The organism is Marinobacterium lutimaris (assembly GCF_900108065.1).
GTDB lineage: Bacteria > Pseudomonadota > Gammaproteobacteria > Pseudomonadales > Balneatricaceae > Marinobacterium_D > Marinobacterium_D lutimaris.
In genome coordinates, this window is sequence record NZ_FNVQ01000001.1 from 1,279,322 (window position 1) to 1,293,145 (window position 13,824).

Genomic DNA, 13,824 nt, shown 5'->3' on the forward strand with positions numbered 1-13,824 from the left:
ATAGAGTCGGCCTTTTTATACATCAGAGGAAAGGGAAAGTGATCAGCTCGCCTGGAAATCAAGCATCCGCTGCAGCGGAATCTTCGCCTTTTCGATCAGCGCTTCGTCCACCAGCACCTCATCCTTACCCTCCTGCAGCGCCTGGAGAATGTTCTCCAGTCCGTTCATCGCCATCCAGGGACAGTGAGCGCAGCTACGACAAGTAGCACCGCTGCCACCGGTGGGTGCCTCGATAAAGGTTTTCTCCGGCGCTGCCTGCTGCATCTTGTAGAAGATACCGCGATCGGTAGCGACGATAAACATCGGATGCGGAAGCTCCTGCGCCGCCTTGATAAGCTGTGTCGTTGAACCCACGGCATCAGCCATATCAATCACCGATTCCGGGGACTCCGGATGAACCAGTATGCCGGCTTCAGGGTAAACCGCCTTCAGGTCACGCAACCCTTTCGCCTTGAACTCGTCATGAACGATACAGGCCGCATCCCATAGCAGCATATCGGCGTCAGTGTTCTTCTTGATGTACGCACCCAGGTGCTTGTCCGGCGCCCAGATAATTTTCTTGCCCTGGTCGGCTAGATGCTCAACCACCTGCAGACCAATGCTTGATGTCACCACCCAGTCTGCGCGCGCTTTCACCGCCGCAGAGGTGTTGGCGTAGACGACTACCTCGTGGTCTGGATGCGCATCACAGAACGCCGAAAACTCATCGACCGGACAGCCAAGATCCAGCGAGCAGGTCGCTTCCAGAGTAGGCATCAGGATGCGCTTTTCAGGACTCAGGATTTTAGCGGTCTCACCCATGAAGCGCACACCGGCGACGATCAGGGTTTTCGCTTTGTGACGCGCGCCAAACCGGGCCATTTCGAGCGAATCCGCAACGAAACCTCCGGTTTTTTCTGCCAGTTCCTGAACCAGCGGATCGGTGTAGTAATGGGCAACCAGGCAGGCATCCTTCTCTTCCAGAAGAGCCTTAATGCGCTGGGTGTAGTCTTCGATCTGCTCCGGGCTGAGTGCAGAAGGCAGGTGTTCCTGGGCGAAGTGTTCCTGCACCAGGATACGGTCATCGAGTTCCGGTTTCGTCAGCATATTTTCTGTTCTTAACTTGGTTACCAATGTCGACAGACTTGTTTTCAAGGCGCGAGATTATACCACAGCCCGAAAGGTAGACGTTGAGGAAACGATAATTTCCACCTAAGGCGGATGACACGTTCAGAATCTTGATGCAGCAAGCGGGAAAAGTGGTGGGTCGTATAGGATTCGAACCTATGACCAATTGGTTAAAAGCCAACTGCTCTACCAACTGAGCTAACGACCCGGAGTATAGTACAGGCAAACGGCCTGCATATATCGGAAAGGTGGTGGGTCGTATAGGATTCGAACCTATGACCAATTGGTTAAAAGCCAACTGCTCTACCAACTGAGCTAACGACCCGCCGTAGGGCTGCGCATTCTACGTAGCTTTCGCTGAAAGGCAACCCTAATTTTCGATTTTTTTACGCTTCTACGTAGCGAGTCGGATCGGGCACGCCCGCATCCTCAAACCCCTTGGCGCGCAAACGGCAGCTATCGCAGTGCCCGCAGGCCCTGCCCTCTTCGTCCGCCTGGTAGCAGGAAAGCGTTGCACTGTAGTCTACGCCCAGCGCCATACCCGCCTGAATGATCTCCGCCTTGGTCAGATCGATCAGCGGCGTTGCGATACGGATAGGCTCACCACTGACGCCATTCTTGGTCGCCAGATTGGCCATTTTCTCGAACGCTTCGATAAATTCGGGGCGACAATCCGGATAACCGGAGTAGTCCACGGCGTTTACACCGATAAAGATCGCTTCAGCATGCAGTACCTCGGCCCAACCCAACGCAAGCGAGAGAAACACCGTGTTACGCGCGGGCACATAGGTAACCGGAATGCCGTCATCATCCGCATCTTCAGGCACATCAATCGATTTATCGGTCAGTGCAGAGCCACCAAAATCTTCCAGATGGAGACGCAGCACCCGGTGCTCGGCCACATCAAGAGACGCCGCGATCTGGCGCGCCGCATTCAGCTCGGTCAGCGAACGCTGGCCATAATCGAAACTGAGCACGTGGCAGCTGTAACCTTCGGATTTGGCGATCGCCAGGGCGGTTGCAGAGTCGAGACCGCCGGAAAGCAGCACGACGGCACGTTTTTGTGCTTGGGTCATTAAATAATCCGTGTTCTGTGTAACCTGTTTAGCCTGTCTACCATAATTCGCTTACTGGAGATCTTACCCCAGGCTTATCTGTAGCAGGCTTACTGTAGGTAGTTTCGCGCGAGGCCCGCAGCGGAGCTCTGCGGATAGTCCTGAATCAGACGCTGGAATGCCCCCTGGGCCGACTCTTTTTTGCCGAGCCGATCCTGGACCACACCAAGCTTATACAGCGCATCAGGCACTTTCACGTGGCGCGGATAGTCATTCACCACATGATTAAACGAAGCCTGGGCTTCATCAAGGGACTGCTGGGCCAGTTGAATCTCGCCGATCCAGTAGTAGGCGTTGGCGACATGATCGCTATCGGGATAGTCATTGATAAACGCTTCAAACGCGCTTTGCGACTCCGCGAACTTGCGTTCACGCACCAATTGGAAAGCACTTTGATAGGCCTCCTGAGCGTTCCCGCTACTCGCCATCGAAGCCGAATCTGCACTAGTCTGAGGCGCGGTTGCAGCCGCTTCCGCCGGGGCTTCAGCGGCAGCACCGCTCCCCTCGGATGAAGTCGGCGCTACCATTGCAGCACCGCCAGCACCGGCGGTCGCACTGATAATCGCACTGAGTCGACGATCGGTATCGCGGTAGCGATCCAGCTGTTCCTGCTTCATCTTGTTGATCTGGTACTGCTGAGTCTCAACCTGACCACGCAGTTGCCGAACCTCTTCCTGAAGCTGCTGGACCATCATCAGAAGCTGGCTCTGACCGGACTGCAGCCCCTGCTGCATTCCGGCACCCGAGCGCACTTCCGTTACCGGAATCTGGGTGACTTCGGCAGCCACCGCTGACCCAGCCGCGAGGCTGAGGGTCAGAAGTGGCAGAACCTTTCTACGCAGTGAAAGCATCAGCGAGATACGTACTTGAGCTCAACACGACGATTCTGGGCCCAGGAAGCATCCCCACTACCCATTACTGCCGGCTTCTCTTCACCGTAGCTGATCGTTTCGATCTGGCTGGAAGAGGCACCGTTAACAACGAGCAGACGCTCTACCGCGTTGGCACGACGCTCGCCCAGCGCGATGTTGTACTCGCGGGTACCGCGCTCATCGGCATGTCCTTCCAGGCGCACGGATGCAGACGGGTTATTGGCCAGGTAGCGAGCATGAGCCTCCAGATCGGAGAAACCTGCCTGCTTCACGACCGACTGGTCGAAATCGAAGTAGAACACGGTCTGCAGCTGATCGATCGCGCCTGCGCTACCACCACTCACACCAGAACCATCAACACCGTATGAGCTTGCAGAACCAGAACCGTCCTGACCGCCCATCGAACCTTCACCGCCTTCGGTGGTGGTGCTGGTCGTACTACAACCTGCTGCCCAGATGACAGCGGCGCCAAGGGTGGCCGCTTTAAAAACGTTCAACGCTCGCATCGATTTCTCCTGCTTTATTTGGTCAACGATGTGATTTTTTGGTTACGCTAATCCCAGCGATTGCGCTTTGCAATAGAGCCGAGAAAAGATCTCTCGAGCTCTATAAAAACTGCCTCTTTTGCACGACAAGCGAAGAGGCTTTGCACCATTCTTAGTGCAGATAGGGGCTCCAGGCCGGCTCACGCACGTCTCCGCTACGGCTTGGCATACGGAAGCGGACCTGACCATCCAGGGAGACCGCCGACAGTACACCACGTCCGTTCTGCTTGGTTGCATAGATGATAATGCTGCCATTGGGCGCGATACTCGGAGACTCTTCCAGCCCCGCCTCAGTCAGGATATCCAGCCTGCCCGATTTCAGATCCTGAACCGCTATGGTGAAATTACCGCCGGTAGGACGATGCACCATGGCAAGGAAGCGACCGTCATCGGTGAGACGACCCCGTGCATTATAGTTGCCTTCCCAGGTCAGACGCTCAAGATTGCGACTTTCGAGGTCAAGACGGTAAATCTGTGGCTGGCCACCGCGATCAGAGGTAAACAGGATCGATTTTCCGTCCGGCGCCCAGGTCGGCTCGGTATCGATCGCATAATGATGGGTAACACGCTGCAACTGACGGCTGGCAAGGTTCAATACATAGATTTCAGGGTTACCATCCTTGGACAGCACCAACGCCAGTTGATTGCCATCCGGCGACCAGGCAGGTGCCCCGTTCAAGCCCGGGAAGGACTGAATCCGCTCCCGCTTGCCAGTGGTAAGATACTGCACATAGATCGCCGGGCGTCCCGATTCAAATGAGACGTACGCCAGTTTACGGCCATCACGAGACCAGCTTGGCGACATGATTGGCTCATTTGATTCCATGACAGTACGCGGGCGCGCCCCATCCCAGTCAGCCAGCTGCAGCTTGTAATTGTTTTGATCACCGTTGCGCTCCGCCTGGATATAGACGATACGGGTAGAGAACGCCCCCTTGAGCCCCGTCAGCGCCTCAAACACCTGATCCGAAATATAGTGCGCCGCATCTCGCAGCTGACCACTGCCGCTGTTGACGATATCGTTGGCAAGCGGGATACGCTGCTCCTTGAGCACGTCGTAGAGACCTACATCGATCTTTACCTGGCCATCAGCTGTCGGCTCAATCCGACCAGTGAGCAGGTAATCAGCGCCACTGACACGCCAGTCGCGGTAGTACACGTCACCTTCGCGGGTCGGGAAGCTAAGCATGCTCTCGCGCGGAAGCGTGGAGAAGAAACCACTGCGTCCCAGATCCTGCTCAACAATTTTTGCAACATCCTCAGACAGCGCGCCACTTCCGCTCCAGCCAAAGGGCACAACCGCCACAGGCGAGGGCTCGGAGACCCCCTGGGTTACCTCAACTACCAGCTCGGCGCGACTCGCCGTAGCCATCATCAGCAGGCAGAGTGAAATCAGTATCTGTCTCATCCGTTTACCACCTTAATCCTTCGGGCCTAAAAACCACACGGATAGATCTTAGTCGTCGTTCAAAAAGTATAGGGTCTACCTCGGCCACGCGGTCGAACCTCTCGGTCCGCTGGACCGCCTGCACCGCCGAACGATCAAATGCCGCGTCGCCACTGCTCTTCACAATGGACACCTGGTCTATTTCACCGTTCCCAAGCAACCTGATCGAAACTTCAGCCTCCATTCCGTTACGCGCAGTAGCCGGAATGCGCCAGTTACGTCTCAGCAACTCGTTGATGTAGCTCTGAATATCACCAACGACGGATTCAGCACGCTGAGCCGCCTGCTGCCGGGCCTGCTCTGCCTTTGCCGCCTGGGCTGCAGCCTCTTGCTCCGCACGTTTCTTGGCCTCAGCCTGAGCCCGCGCTTTCGCCTCGGCCTCGGCCTTTGCTTTGGCCTGAGCTTCAGCCTTCGCCTTTGCTTCTGCCTCTCGCTTAGCCTGAGCCTTACGCTCCGCCTCCTCGGCCGCTTTCTGTTTTGCCTGGGCTTCGGCTTTTTTCTTCGCCGCAAGTTCCGCTTTTTTTTGCTCCGCGTCTGCTTGCGCCTTACGTTCGGCCTCTGCTTTCGCCTTGGCCTGCTCTTCAGCCTTTACCTTCGCCTGACGATCCGCCTCTGCTTTTTGACGTGCCTGCTCCGCCTGACGAGCTTCTTCACGCTGCTGAGCACGCTCCTGTTCCTGACGGTCAGGCTGAGCCGGCGGCGGAGCACTCTGGGAGCTTTGCTGAGAGAGCGCCTCAAGGTCGATCATCTTCGCCTGGATATGGCGCGGCATGCTACGTTCGGGCTCAGCCTTACCCACCCAGTGGGTCAGCAAAGCCCCGAGTATCACCACATGCAGCAACGTCGCCAGTATCGTCGGCAGGATATATCCGCGAAACTCCACCAAGCTACTCCGTCACCAGCCCAACGCTCGACGCGCCTGCACCCTTGAGCAGTACCATCAACTGGACTACCGCATCGTAGCTGACGTTTTTATCGCCACGCACAAGCAGCAGCTTGTCGGGACTTACGCTCAACACCTTACCAACGCGTGCAGCAACCTCATCCGCAGTGATCGCCTCTGTCTCATCGGCACCACCCACGTTGATGTAATAAGCGCCATCGCGGTCCACCGAGACGATCAAAGGATCGGTATCTTCGGTATCCACCTGCTCGGCACTGGTCTGTGGCAGATCCACATCGACGCCCTGGGTCAGCATGGGAGCAGTGACCATGAAGATGATCAGCAGCACCATGGTAACGTCGATGTAGGGGACCACATTGATTTCAGCGTTGAGCTTTCGCTTTTTACGCACTCTCCTGATCATGCCCAGTCACCTCAGGCCGCAGAGTGAACGCGTCGATAGAGAATGCTGGTGAACTCATCAGCAAAGGTCTCGTAGCTGTTCATCAGCCATTCCGACTTGGCGGAAAAGCGGTTATAGGCGATAACAGCCGGGATCGCTGCGAACAGGCCCATGGCTGTAGCCACCAGCGCTTCAGAGATACCCGGAGCCACTGAGGCCAAGGTCGCCTGATGCACATTGGCCAGGCCACGGAAGGCGTTCATGATCCCCCAGACGGTACCAAACAGACCAATATAGGGACTGGTGGAGCCCACCGTCGCAAGAAACGGCAGGTGGCGCTCGAGGCGCTCTTCTTCACGAGCCAGAGATACGCGCATACTGCGCTGCACGCCGTTCATCACAACCTCGGGGTCTACACCAGGCTGCTTGGTCAGACGGGTAAATTCCTTGAGACCTGCGCGGAAGATATTTTCTGCACCGCAGGTCTGGTTAGGCGTGGCGTTTACTTCACGGAACAGATGACTCAGATCGACGCCGGACCAGAAGCGCTCCTCGAAGTCACGCAGCGAACCCTGCGCCCGACGCAATACCTGGCGACGCTGAAAGATCATCACCCATGACACAAAGGAGGCCAACAACAGCAACAGCATAACCAGCTGCACAACAAAGCTGGCGTTGAGCACCAACCCCCAAATAGACAGTTTGTCTTCCACTTACTGCTCCCGAGATAGAATCAATCAAACCCGTTAAATCAAAGACTTCACCAGATCGGCGGGCCAACGCCTGGGCTTGAAGCCCTGACTGTTGACGCAGGCGACCCGCACCCGCCCTTCGCACAGCAAATCGCCCGAACTGGCATCGACGACTCGCTGCTCGAAAAGAACACTGGCGCCACCCCGCTGTTCGATAGCGGTATGCACAATAAGTTCATCATCAAGTCGTGCTGGTTTTACATAACGCGCATCGATGCTGTGTACGACGAAAAGACAGTGATCAGAGGACAGACGCTGTTGGGAGTACCCCTGCTGGCGCAGGAGTTCGGTGCGGGCCCGCTCCATGAATTTCAGATAGTTTACATAGTAAACAATGCCGCCAAAATCCGTATCTTCGATATAGACACGCACGGGCCATTCGAATGCCATTTCAAGCCCCAACCGGTTGGTGAAGGGCTCACAATAGCAGGAGGAAAATTTTATACAAGCTGGTAAAAGAGGGACTTAGGCAACTCTGAGCCCTTAGTGAGAAAATATATTGTTTCCTCAATAACCATGAGCCAGACGTTTTATCTTAGCCCCGCAGGAAACACACAGATCCACCGCGGGATCAGCGCGCAGATGATTCATTTCGATCTCTTCACCGCAACCGATGCAGTAACCGTAAAGCCCGGTATGAATACGCTCAAGAGCCGCATCCACGCGATGGATATCGTGCTCGATCTGCTCAGCCAGGGCACCCGCATTAACGGCGGCCCGCCCATTGCCAATCATTGCCGGCTTGAGTGAACGCAGATCCCCTTCCAGCTCTGCTCTGAGCTGCTGCAGGACGATGCGCGGATTTTCGCGATTGGATAAAGTCACAGCCAGGCACCCATTGTTATCCGATATTCAACGGGATATTAGGCAAGGATCCTTTTTCTCTCCTTGATTAGCGTCAGGAATAAAGCGAGCGCGACAGGACTTTTTTTCAGCCCTGATCGCGATTGGGTCGGTCAATTCCAAAATGCAGGTAGGCGTGATCGGTGACAACCCTGCCCCGCGGGGTGCGCATAATGAAACCCTGCTGGATAAGAAACGGCTCCAGCACATCCTCAATGGTGTCACGCTCTTCGCTGATCGCTGCCGCCAGGTTATCGACACCCACCGGGCCACCGCCGAACTTTTCAATCATGGCCAGCAGCAGACGACGATCCATGTGATCAAAGCCGCGCTCGTCCACGTTTAGCATATTCAGCGCCAGATCAGCGATATCCCGGGTGATACGCCCTTCGCCCCTGACTTCTGCGTAATCGCGGGCGCGTCGCAGCAGGCGATTCGCAATTCGTGGAGTACCACGGGAACGACAGGCCACCTCCCGCGCACCCGCCTCCTCGATCGGCGTGCCGGAAAGCTCGGCGGAGCGCATGACGATGCGGGTCAAGTCATCAACGCTGTAGTATTCGAGGCGCTGCACGATGCCAAAGCGATCACGCAGCGGAGAGGTCAGAAGCCCCGCCCTGGTGGTGGCGCCAACTAGAGTGAACGGTGGCAGATCAATCTTGATCGAACGGGCCGCAGGGCCTTCACCGATCATGATATCGAGCTGATAGTCCTCCATCGCCGGATAGAGCACCTCTTCCACGTTGGGGCTGAGGCGATGAATCTCATCGATAAAGAGAACGTCGTTGGGCTCAAGATTGGTCAGCAGCGCCGCCACATCGCCCGCCTTTTCCAGCACCGGGCCCGAGGTGGTCTTTATCTGCGACCCCATCTCGTTGGCGACAATGTTCGCGAGGGTAGTTTTACCCAGCCCCGGCGGGCCGAAAATCAGCGTGTGATCCAGCGCTTCACTGCGGTTACGTGCCGCATGGATAAAGATCTCCATCTGTTCACGCACACGCGGCTGGCCATGATAGTCCTGGAGCATTTTCGGACGGATCGCCCGATCCTGAACCTCTTCAGACGGCTGCGCAACCGGGCTGATAAAGCGATCTTCTTCGATCTTCATGAACTACCTCTCAGCCACCGACCATGGACTTGAGCGCCGTGCGGATCAGCTCTTCGACACTAGCACCTTCACCCAGAGCGGATGCCGAGTTCTCAATAGCCTTGGTGGCCTGTGCCGGTTTGTAACCCAGAGCGATCAGCGCACTTTCCGCTTCCTGACGGTTATCGACAGGCTTAGACGCCACCATGCCACTTTCACTGGCAGCCAGCGCGAACTCCGTCATGGTCGGGATTTCAAGCCGGTCGAGCTTGTCCTTCATTTCCACGATAAGACGCTCAGCGGTCTTTTTACCGACGCCGGGGATACGCACCAGGGTTGCGCTGTCTTCGTTGTGTACACAACGGATAAACTCTTCGCTACTGGTGCCGGAAAGGATCGCCAGCGCCAGTTTCGGCCCAACGCCATTGGTCTTGATCAGGGCGCGGAACAGGATTCGCTCCTGCTGGTCGGCAAAGCCGTACAGCAGCTGCGCATCCTCACGGACCACCATATGGGTATAGAGAACCACGGACTGGCCCAGCGCCGGCAGCTTGTAGAAGGTATTCATCGACGCTTCGACCTCATAGCCGACGCCGTTCACATCCAGCAGCAGCTGCGGGGGTTGTTTCTCGGCCAGTTCGCCTGTTAATCGTCCTATCACGGTTCCCTATTCTCCATTTCTCTGGCCTCGTCCGGTGACTCCAGACGATGACCACGAACAATAAACTCCGGCAGCCTAAGACCGGCTACCAGCCCCGCCATGCGGGTTATAAAGATAATGACCATGGCGCTGATATCGAGCCAGGGGCTGGGCTCGTCCAACAACTGATACGCTCCCAGGTAGACCAGCGCCCCGAGCAGGGCCGAGGTAGCGTAAAGCTCGCCACCACGCTGCAGCACCAGCGGGATCTGACCGGTAAGCACATCGCGGATCATGCCGCCGGCCACCCCGGTAATCACCGCCATCATTACCGCCACCGCCTCCGGCGCACCGGCGGCCAGCGCTTTCTGCAGACCCAGGATGGCAAAAACAGAAAGCCCCATGGCATCCAGTACCAGCAGCGCCCTGCGCGGCGACGAGATATAGCGCGAGGCTATAAATGCAACCACGGCACTGACAATGGCGACATAAAGGTAGAGTGTATCTTCGACCCAGACCAGCGGATACAGATCGAGCGTGATATCACGAATGGTGCCACCACCAAGGGCGGTAACAAAACCAAGAACCACTACGCCGAGAATATCCAGACGTTTGCCAGGCGCAGCTATTGCGCCGGTCACGGCGAAGACTGCGACACCAATAAGATCAGCGATATATATAAACTCGGGATATTCCATTACTGCCAGCGCCCCCGAACCACCTTTCTCGCCCCGGCGGTCGCTATCTGCCGGTTTCGGTTATGAGCATGACAGAGCGCTATCGCCAGCGCATCGGCGGCATCCGCCTGCGGGCGTCCCGGCAGCTTGAGCAAGTGGGCAACCATGGTCTGCACCTGAACCTTATCGGCACCACCGTTGCCGACCACCGACTGTTTCACCAGGCGTGCCGCGTACTCTGCCACCGGCAAGCCTGCGTTGGCGCCAGCAACCATGGCGACGCCTCGCGCCTGCCCCAGCTTTAGCGCCGAATCGGCGTTACGCGACATGAACACCTGCTCGATCGCCATCTCCTGGGGTACGTACTTATCGATGATCGCACTGACACCGGCGTATACCTGCTGTAGCCGTTCGGCCAGCACATCCCCCTGGATTCGGATACAGCCACTGGTGACGTACTCATAGCGCGGCCCATCGACATTAATCACCCCGTAACCAGTGATACGCGAGCCCGGATCTATTCCCAATATCAGCATGCGATGCTCAATCCCTACATTGCAGCGATAATAACAAAAAAGCCGGAGCGCTGGCTCCGGCTTTATCGACGGGGCCAAGCCCCAACATAAGCCCGCAGGCAATCAGTCTTCCATCGCCTCTTCAGGGATGTCGGCGTTGTGATAGACGTTCTGGGAGTCGTCGAGATCTTCCAGGGTATCGATCAACTTCATCACCTTACGACCGGTCTCTTCATCGAGTGCTACGCTGGTCTGCGGAATCATACCGACTTCGGAGTGCACCGGCTCGAAACCTGCATCAACCAGGCCCTGCTTCACATCCATATAGTCGTTGGCTTCACAGTAAACATCGATGGAGCCATCATCATTGGTAACGACATCATCAGCACCCGCTTCAAGCGCCGCTTCCATGATTGCATCTTCATCAACGCCGGCTTCAAAGCTGAGCACGCCGCGCTTGTCGAACAGGTAGGACACGGAACCGTTGGTGCCGAGGTTACCGCCATGCTTGCTGAATGCCGCACGCACCTGGGATACGGTGCGGTTGACGTTATCGGTCATGCACTCAACCAGAATCGCCACACCGTTGCTGCCGTAACCTTCGTAGGTCAGCTCGTCGTAATTGTCGCCTTCACCACCACCGGCGCCACGCTGGATCGCCTTATCGATGGTGTCACGCTTCATGTTTGCACCCAGGGCCTTATCGACCGCTGCGCGCAAGCGCGGGTTATCTTCGGGGACGCCGCCACCCTCTTTCGCAGCTACGGTGAGCTCGCGAATCAGTTTGGTGAAGATTTTTCCGCGTTTGGCGTCCTGTGCCGCCTTACGGTGTTTGATATTGGCCCATTTAGAATGACCTGCCATACCACTTCCTCAATCTGACGGGACTGCCCTTAGGCAGTCCCGGAGTGTTGCTGGTTGTTACGATTCAAGCGCCCGATCAAGGCGCCTTGCGCAGCTTGATGTTGAGATCGCGCAGCTGGGCAGCGCTCACCTCTCCCGGCGCATCTGTCAGCAGACAGGCAGCACTCTGGGTTTTCGGGAACGCGATAACTTCACGAATAGAGCTGGAGCCGGTCATCAGCATGATCAGACGATCAAGGCCGAACGCCAGACCACCATGAGGCGGCGCACCGAACTTCAGGGCGTTAAGCAGGAAGCCAAACTTCTCTTCCGCTTCTTCGTCGGAAATGCCCAGCACCTTGAATACGGCTTTCTGCATCGCCTGATCGTGGATACGGACAGAACCACCGCCCAGCTCGGTACCGTTCAGCACCATGTCGTAGGCGCGGGACAGTTTACCTTCCGGCTTTTCGATCAGCTGTTCCGGTGAGCAGTTCGGTGCTGTGAACGGGTGGTGCAGCGCGGTCAGGCTGCCATCGTCCAGCTCTTCGAACATCGGGAAGTCGACCACCCACAGCGGCGCCCAGTTCTTCTCGATCATGTTCATGTCTTCGCCGACCTTGATACGCAGCGCGCCCAGGGCTTCGTTGACAACGTTCATCTTGTCAGCACCGAAGAAGACGATATCGCCGTTCTGGGCACCAAGGCGCTCCATGATCTTCAGCGCAACCTCCTCACCGAGGAATTTGACGATCGGAGACTGCAGGCCTTCGGCACCGCTTTCCAGGGCGTTAACCTTGATCCAGGCCAGACCCTTGGCGCCATAAATACCAACAAACTTGGTGTAGTCGTCGATGATCTTACGGGTCAGCTCAGCACCGCCCGGTACTTTCAGTGCGGCAACACGGCCTTTCGGATCCTTGGCGGGACCTGCGAACACCTTGAAGTCCACGTCGGCAACCAGGTCATTGACGTCAACCAGCTCCAGAGGAATACGCAGGTCCGGCTTGTCAGAACCGAAGCGGTGCATCGCTTCAGAGTACGGCATGGTCGGGAAGTCGCCGAGCTCGATATCCAGCAGTTCCTTGAACAGCTTCCGCACCATACCTTCGGCCAGACCCATGATCTCCTGCTCGCCGAGGAAAGAGGTCTCGATGTCGATCTGGGTGAATTCCGGCTGACGGTCAGCGCGCAGGTCTTCGTCACGGAAGCACTTGGCGATCTGGTAGTAGCGATCGAAGCCGGACACCATCAGCAGCTGTTTGAACAGCTGAGGCGACTGGGGCAGTGCGAAGAAGTTACCTTCGTGGGTGCGGCTCGGCACCAGGTAGTCACGGGCACCTTCCGGGGTCGCACGGGTCAGGATCGGTGTCTCGATATCAAGGAAACCGTTCTCTTCCAGGAAGTTACGCACCGCGTGAGTCACCTTGGAACGGAAACGCAGCTTCTGCTGGATTTCCGGACGACGCAGGTCGATGTAGCGATGACGCAGACGTACGTCTTCACCCACCTGCTGATGTTCATCAAGCTGGAACGGCGGGGTTTCAGACTTGTTGAGAATTCTCAGCTCTTTACCGAGTACTTCGATAGAGCCTGTCGGCATTTCCGCATTATCGGTGCCTGCCGGGCGGGAACGAACGGTGCCGTGAATCTCGATCACGAACTCGTTGCGCACGCTGTCGGCCAGATTGAAACTTTCTTCGCGATCGGGATCGAAAACGACCTGAGCGATACCCTCACGATCGCGGACATCAAGAAATATGACTCCACCGTGGTCACGACGGCGGTGAACCCACCCCATCAGGACCACATCTTCACCGATATGCTCTTTACGAAGATCGCCGCAATAATGGCTGCGCATAGTTACCCTATCCTGTTGTTGAACGTGTTCGCGCCCAGTCCGGGCGCCAGATCAAGACTACAGAGAAGCCTGAAAGACAATCGACAGCACGGCAAAACACCGGCTCCGATGCGGCTCCACTTATTTTAAAGGCGGGAAGTATACTCGATTTGACCAGCCCTGACAGGGCCCTAGGGGCCAAGGCAGGGCTTTTTTAGCGGCAAGCGCAGGCTGATATCAAGGCGATAGCAGCCT

At 56.7% G+C, this 13,824-nt stretch carries 16 protein-coding genes and 2 tRNA genes; all 18 read right to left on the bottom strand.

Translation table 11 applies throughout. From position 1 onward, the window contains the following. Positions 1-42 precede the first annotated feature (42 nt). The 18 genes from nadA to aspS all read right to left on the bottom strand — a co-directional run bounded on the left by nadA (position 43) and on the right by aspS (position 13,590). A complete protein-coding gene (gene nadA / locus C4S72_RS05645; protein ID WP_104002052.1) occupies positions 43-1,086 on the bottom strand; it encodes a quinolinate synthase NadA in 1,044 nt (347 codons plus the stop codon). A gap of 153 nt (positions 1,087-1,239) precedes the next feature. Further along, positions 1,240-1,315, bottom strand: a tRNA-Lys gene (locus C4S72_RS05650). Between the two features lie 41 nt (positions 1,316-1,356). Then, positions 1,357-1,432: transfer RNA gene (locus C4S72_RS05655), tRNA-Lys, on the bottom strand. A gap of 61 nt (positions 1,433-1,493) precedes the next feature. Continuing rightward, complete coding sequence (gene queC, locus C4S72_RS05660) at positions 1,494-2,183, bottom strand: 7-cyano-7-deazaguanine synthase QueC (RefSeq protein WP_104002053.1); 690 nt, start codon at positions 2,181-2,183, stop codon at positions 1,494-1,496. Positions 2,184-2,272: 89 nt separating this feature from the next. Further along, positions 2,273-3,073: a tol-pal system protein YbgF gene (gene ybgF, locus C4S72_RS05665; protein ID WP_104002054.1), complete on the bottom strand. Its 801-nt coding sequence runs from the start codon at positions 3,071-3,073 to the stop codon at positions 2,273-2,275. Beyond that, positions 3,073-3,600, bottom strand: coding sequence for a peptidoglycan-associated lipoprotein Pal (pal, locus tag C4S72_RS05670; RefSeq protein WP_104002055.1), 528 nt, complete (start codon positions 3,598-3,600; stop codon positions 3,073-3,075). The genes ybgF and pal overlap by 1 nt, the downstream gene beginning before the upstream one ends. Before the next feature lie 151 nt (positions 3,601-3,751). Further along, positions 3,752-5,047, bottom strand: coding sequence for a Tol-Pal system beta propeller repeat protein TolB (gene tolB, locus C4S72_RS05675; protein ID WP_104002056.1), 1,296 nt, complete (start codon positions 5,045-5,047; stop codon positions 3,752-3,754). Between the two features lie 4 nt (positions 5,048-5,051). Further along, complete coding sequence (tolA, locus tag C4S72_RS05680) at positions 5,052-5,969, bottom strand: cell envelope integrity protein TolA (protein WP_160115449.1); 918 nt, start codon at positions 5,967-5,969, stop codon at positions 5,052-5,054. Between the two features lie 4 nt (positions 5,970-5,973). Further along, positions 5,974-6,393 (bottom strand): protein TolR, encoded by a 420-nt coding sequence (tolR, locus tag C4S72_RS05685; RefSeq protein WP_104002058.1) that lies wholly within the window; start codon positions 6,391-6,393, stop codon positions 5,974-5,976. An 11-nt stretch (positions 6,394-6,404) separates the two neighbouring features. Next, on the bottom strand, positions 6,405-7,085 hold the full coding sequence (gene tolQ, locus C4S72_RS05690; protein ID WP_104002059.1) for a protein TolQ: 681 nt from the start codon (positions 7,083-7,085) through the stop codon (positions 6,405-6,407). Between the two features lie 33 nt (positions 7,086-7,118). Next, on the bottom strand, positions 7,119-7,514 hold the full coding sequence (gene ybgC / locus C4S72_RS05695; protein ID WP_104002060.1) for a tol-pal system-associated acyl-CoA thioesterase: 396 nt from the start codon (positions 7,512-7,514) through the stop codon (positions 7,119-7,121). 117 nt (positions 7,515-7,631) lie between these two features. Further along, on the bottom strand, positions 7,632-7,949 hold the full coding sequence (locus C4S72_RS05700) for a TraR/DksA family transcriptional regulator (RefSeq protein WP_104002061.1): 318 nt from the start codon (positions 7,947-7,949) through the stop codon (positions 7,632-7,634). A 106-nt stretch (positions 7,950-8,055) separates the two neighbouring features. Continuing rightward, complete coding sequence (ruvB, locus tag C4S72_RS05705; protein WP_104002062.1) at positions 8,056-9,075, bottom strand: Holliday junction branch migration DNA helicase RuvB; 1,020 nt, start codon at positions 9,073-9,075, stop codon at positions 8,056-8,058. A 10-nt stretch (positions 9,076-9,085) separates the two neighbouring features. Beyond that, positions 9,086-9,715 (bottom strand): Holliday junction branch migration protein RuvA, encoded by a 630-nt coding sequence (gene ruvA, locus C4S72_RS05710; RefSeq protein ID WP_104002063.1) that lies wholly within the window; start codon positions 9,713-9,715, stop codon positions 9,086-9,088. Further along, positions 9,712-10,392, bottom strand: a complete 681-nt coding sequence (locus tag C4S72_RS05715; protein WP_104002064.1) for a trimeric intracellular cation channel family protein — start codon at positions 10,390-10,392, stop codon at positions 9,712-9,714. The genes ruvA and C4S72_RS05715 overlap by 4 nt, the downstream gene beginning before the upstream one ends. Beyond that, a complete protein-coding gene (ruvC, locus tag C4S72_RS05720; protein ID WP_104002065.1) occupies positions 10,392-10,907 on the bottom strand; it encodes a crossover junction endodeoxyribonuclease RuvC in 516 nt (171 codons plus the stop codon). Before ruvC ends, C4S72_RS05715 begins: the two co-directional genes overlap by 1 nt. A gap of 102 nt (positions 10,908-11,009) precedes the next feature. Next, positions 11,010-11,750, bottom strand: coding sequence for a YebC/PmpR family DNA-binding transcriptional regulator (locus C4S72_RS05725; RefSeq protein WP_104002066.1), 741 nt, complete (start codon positions 11,748-11,750; stop codon positions 11,010-11,012). Between the two features lie 76 nt (positions 11,751-11,826). After that, positions 11,827-13,590 carry an aspartate--tRNA ligase gene (gene aspS / locus C4S72_RS05730; protein ID WP_104002067.1) on the bottom strand — a complete coding sequence of 588 codons (1,764 nt, stop codon included), beginning with the start codon at positions 13,588-13,590 and terminating at the stop codon, positions 11,827-11,829. Positions 13,591-13,824: the final 234 nt, after the last annotated feature.

What these genes read in the sequence shown, in the direction of transcription:
- nadA (WP_104002052.1), bottom strand. Translation starts at nt 1,086, where the DNA reads ATGCTGACGAAACCGGAACTCGATGACCGTATCCTGGTGCAGGAACAC.
- queC (WP_104002053.1), bottom strand. Translation starts at nt 2,183, where the DNA reads ATGACCCAAGCACAAAAACGTGCCGTCGTGCTGCTTTCCGGCGGTCTC.
- ybgF (WP_104002054.1), bottom strand. Translation starts at nt 3,073, where the DNA reads ATGCTTTCACTGCGTAGAAAGGTTCTGCCACTTCTGACCCTCAGCCTC.
- pal (WP_104002055.1), bottom strand. Translation starts at nt 3,600, where the DNA reads ATGCGAGCGTTGAACGTTTTTAAAGCGGCCACCCTTGGCGCCGCTGTC.
- tolB (WP_104002056.1), bottom strand. Translation starts at nt 5,047, where the DNA reads ATGAGACAGATACTGATTTCACTCTGCCTGCTGATGATGGCTACGGCG.
- tolR (WP_104002058.1), bottom strand. Translation starts at nt 6,393, where the DNA reads ATGATCAGGAGAGTGCGTAAAAAGCGAAAGCTCAACGCTGAAATCAAT.
- ybgC (WP_104002060.1), bottom strand. Translation starts at nt 7,514, where the DNA reads ATGGCATTCGAATGGCCCGTGCGTGTCTATATCGAAGATACGGATTTT.
- ruvB (WP_104002062.1), bottom strand. Translation starts at nt 9,075, where the DNA reads ATGAAGATCGAAGAAGATCGCTTTATCAGCCCGGTTGCGCAGCCGTCT.
- C4S72_RS05715 (WP_104002064.1), bottom strand. Translation starts at nt 10,392, where the DNA reads ATGGAATATCCCGAGTTTATATATATCGCTGATCTTATTGGTGTCGCA.
- ruvC (WP_104002065.1), bottom strand. Translation starts at nt 10,907, where the DNA reads ATGCTGATATTGGGAATAGATCCGGGCTCGCGTATCACTGGTTACGGG.
- C4S72_RS05725 (WP_104002066.1), bottom strand. Translation starts at nt 11,750, where the DNA reads ATGGCAGGTCATTCTAAATGGGCCAATATCAAACACCGTAAGGCGGCA.
- aspS (WP_104002067.1), bottom strand. Translation starts at nt 13,590, where the DNA reads ATGCGCAGCCATTATTGCGGCGATCTTCGTAAAGAGCATATCGGTGAA.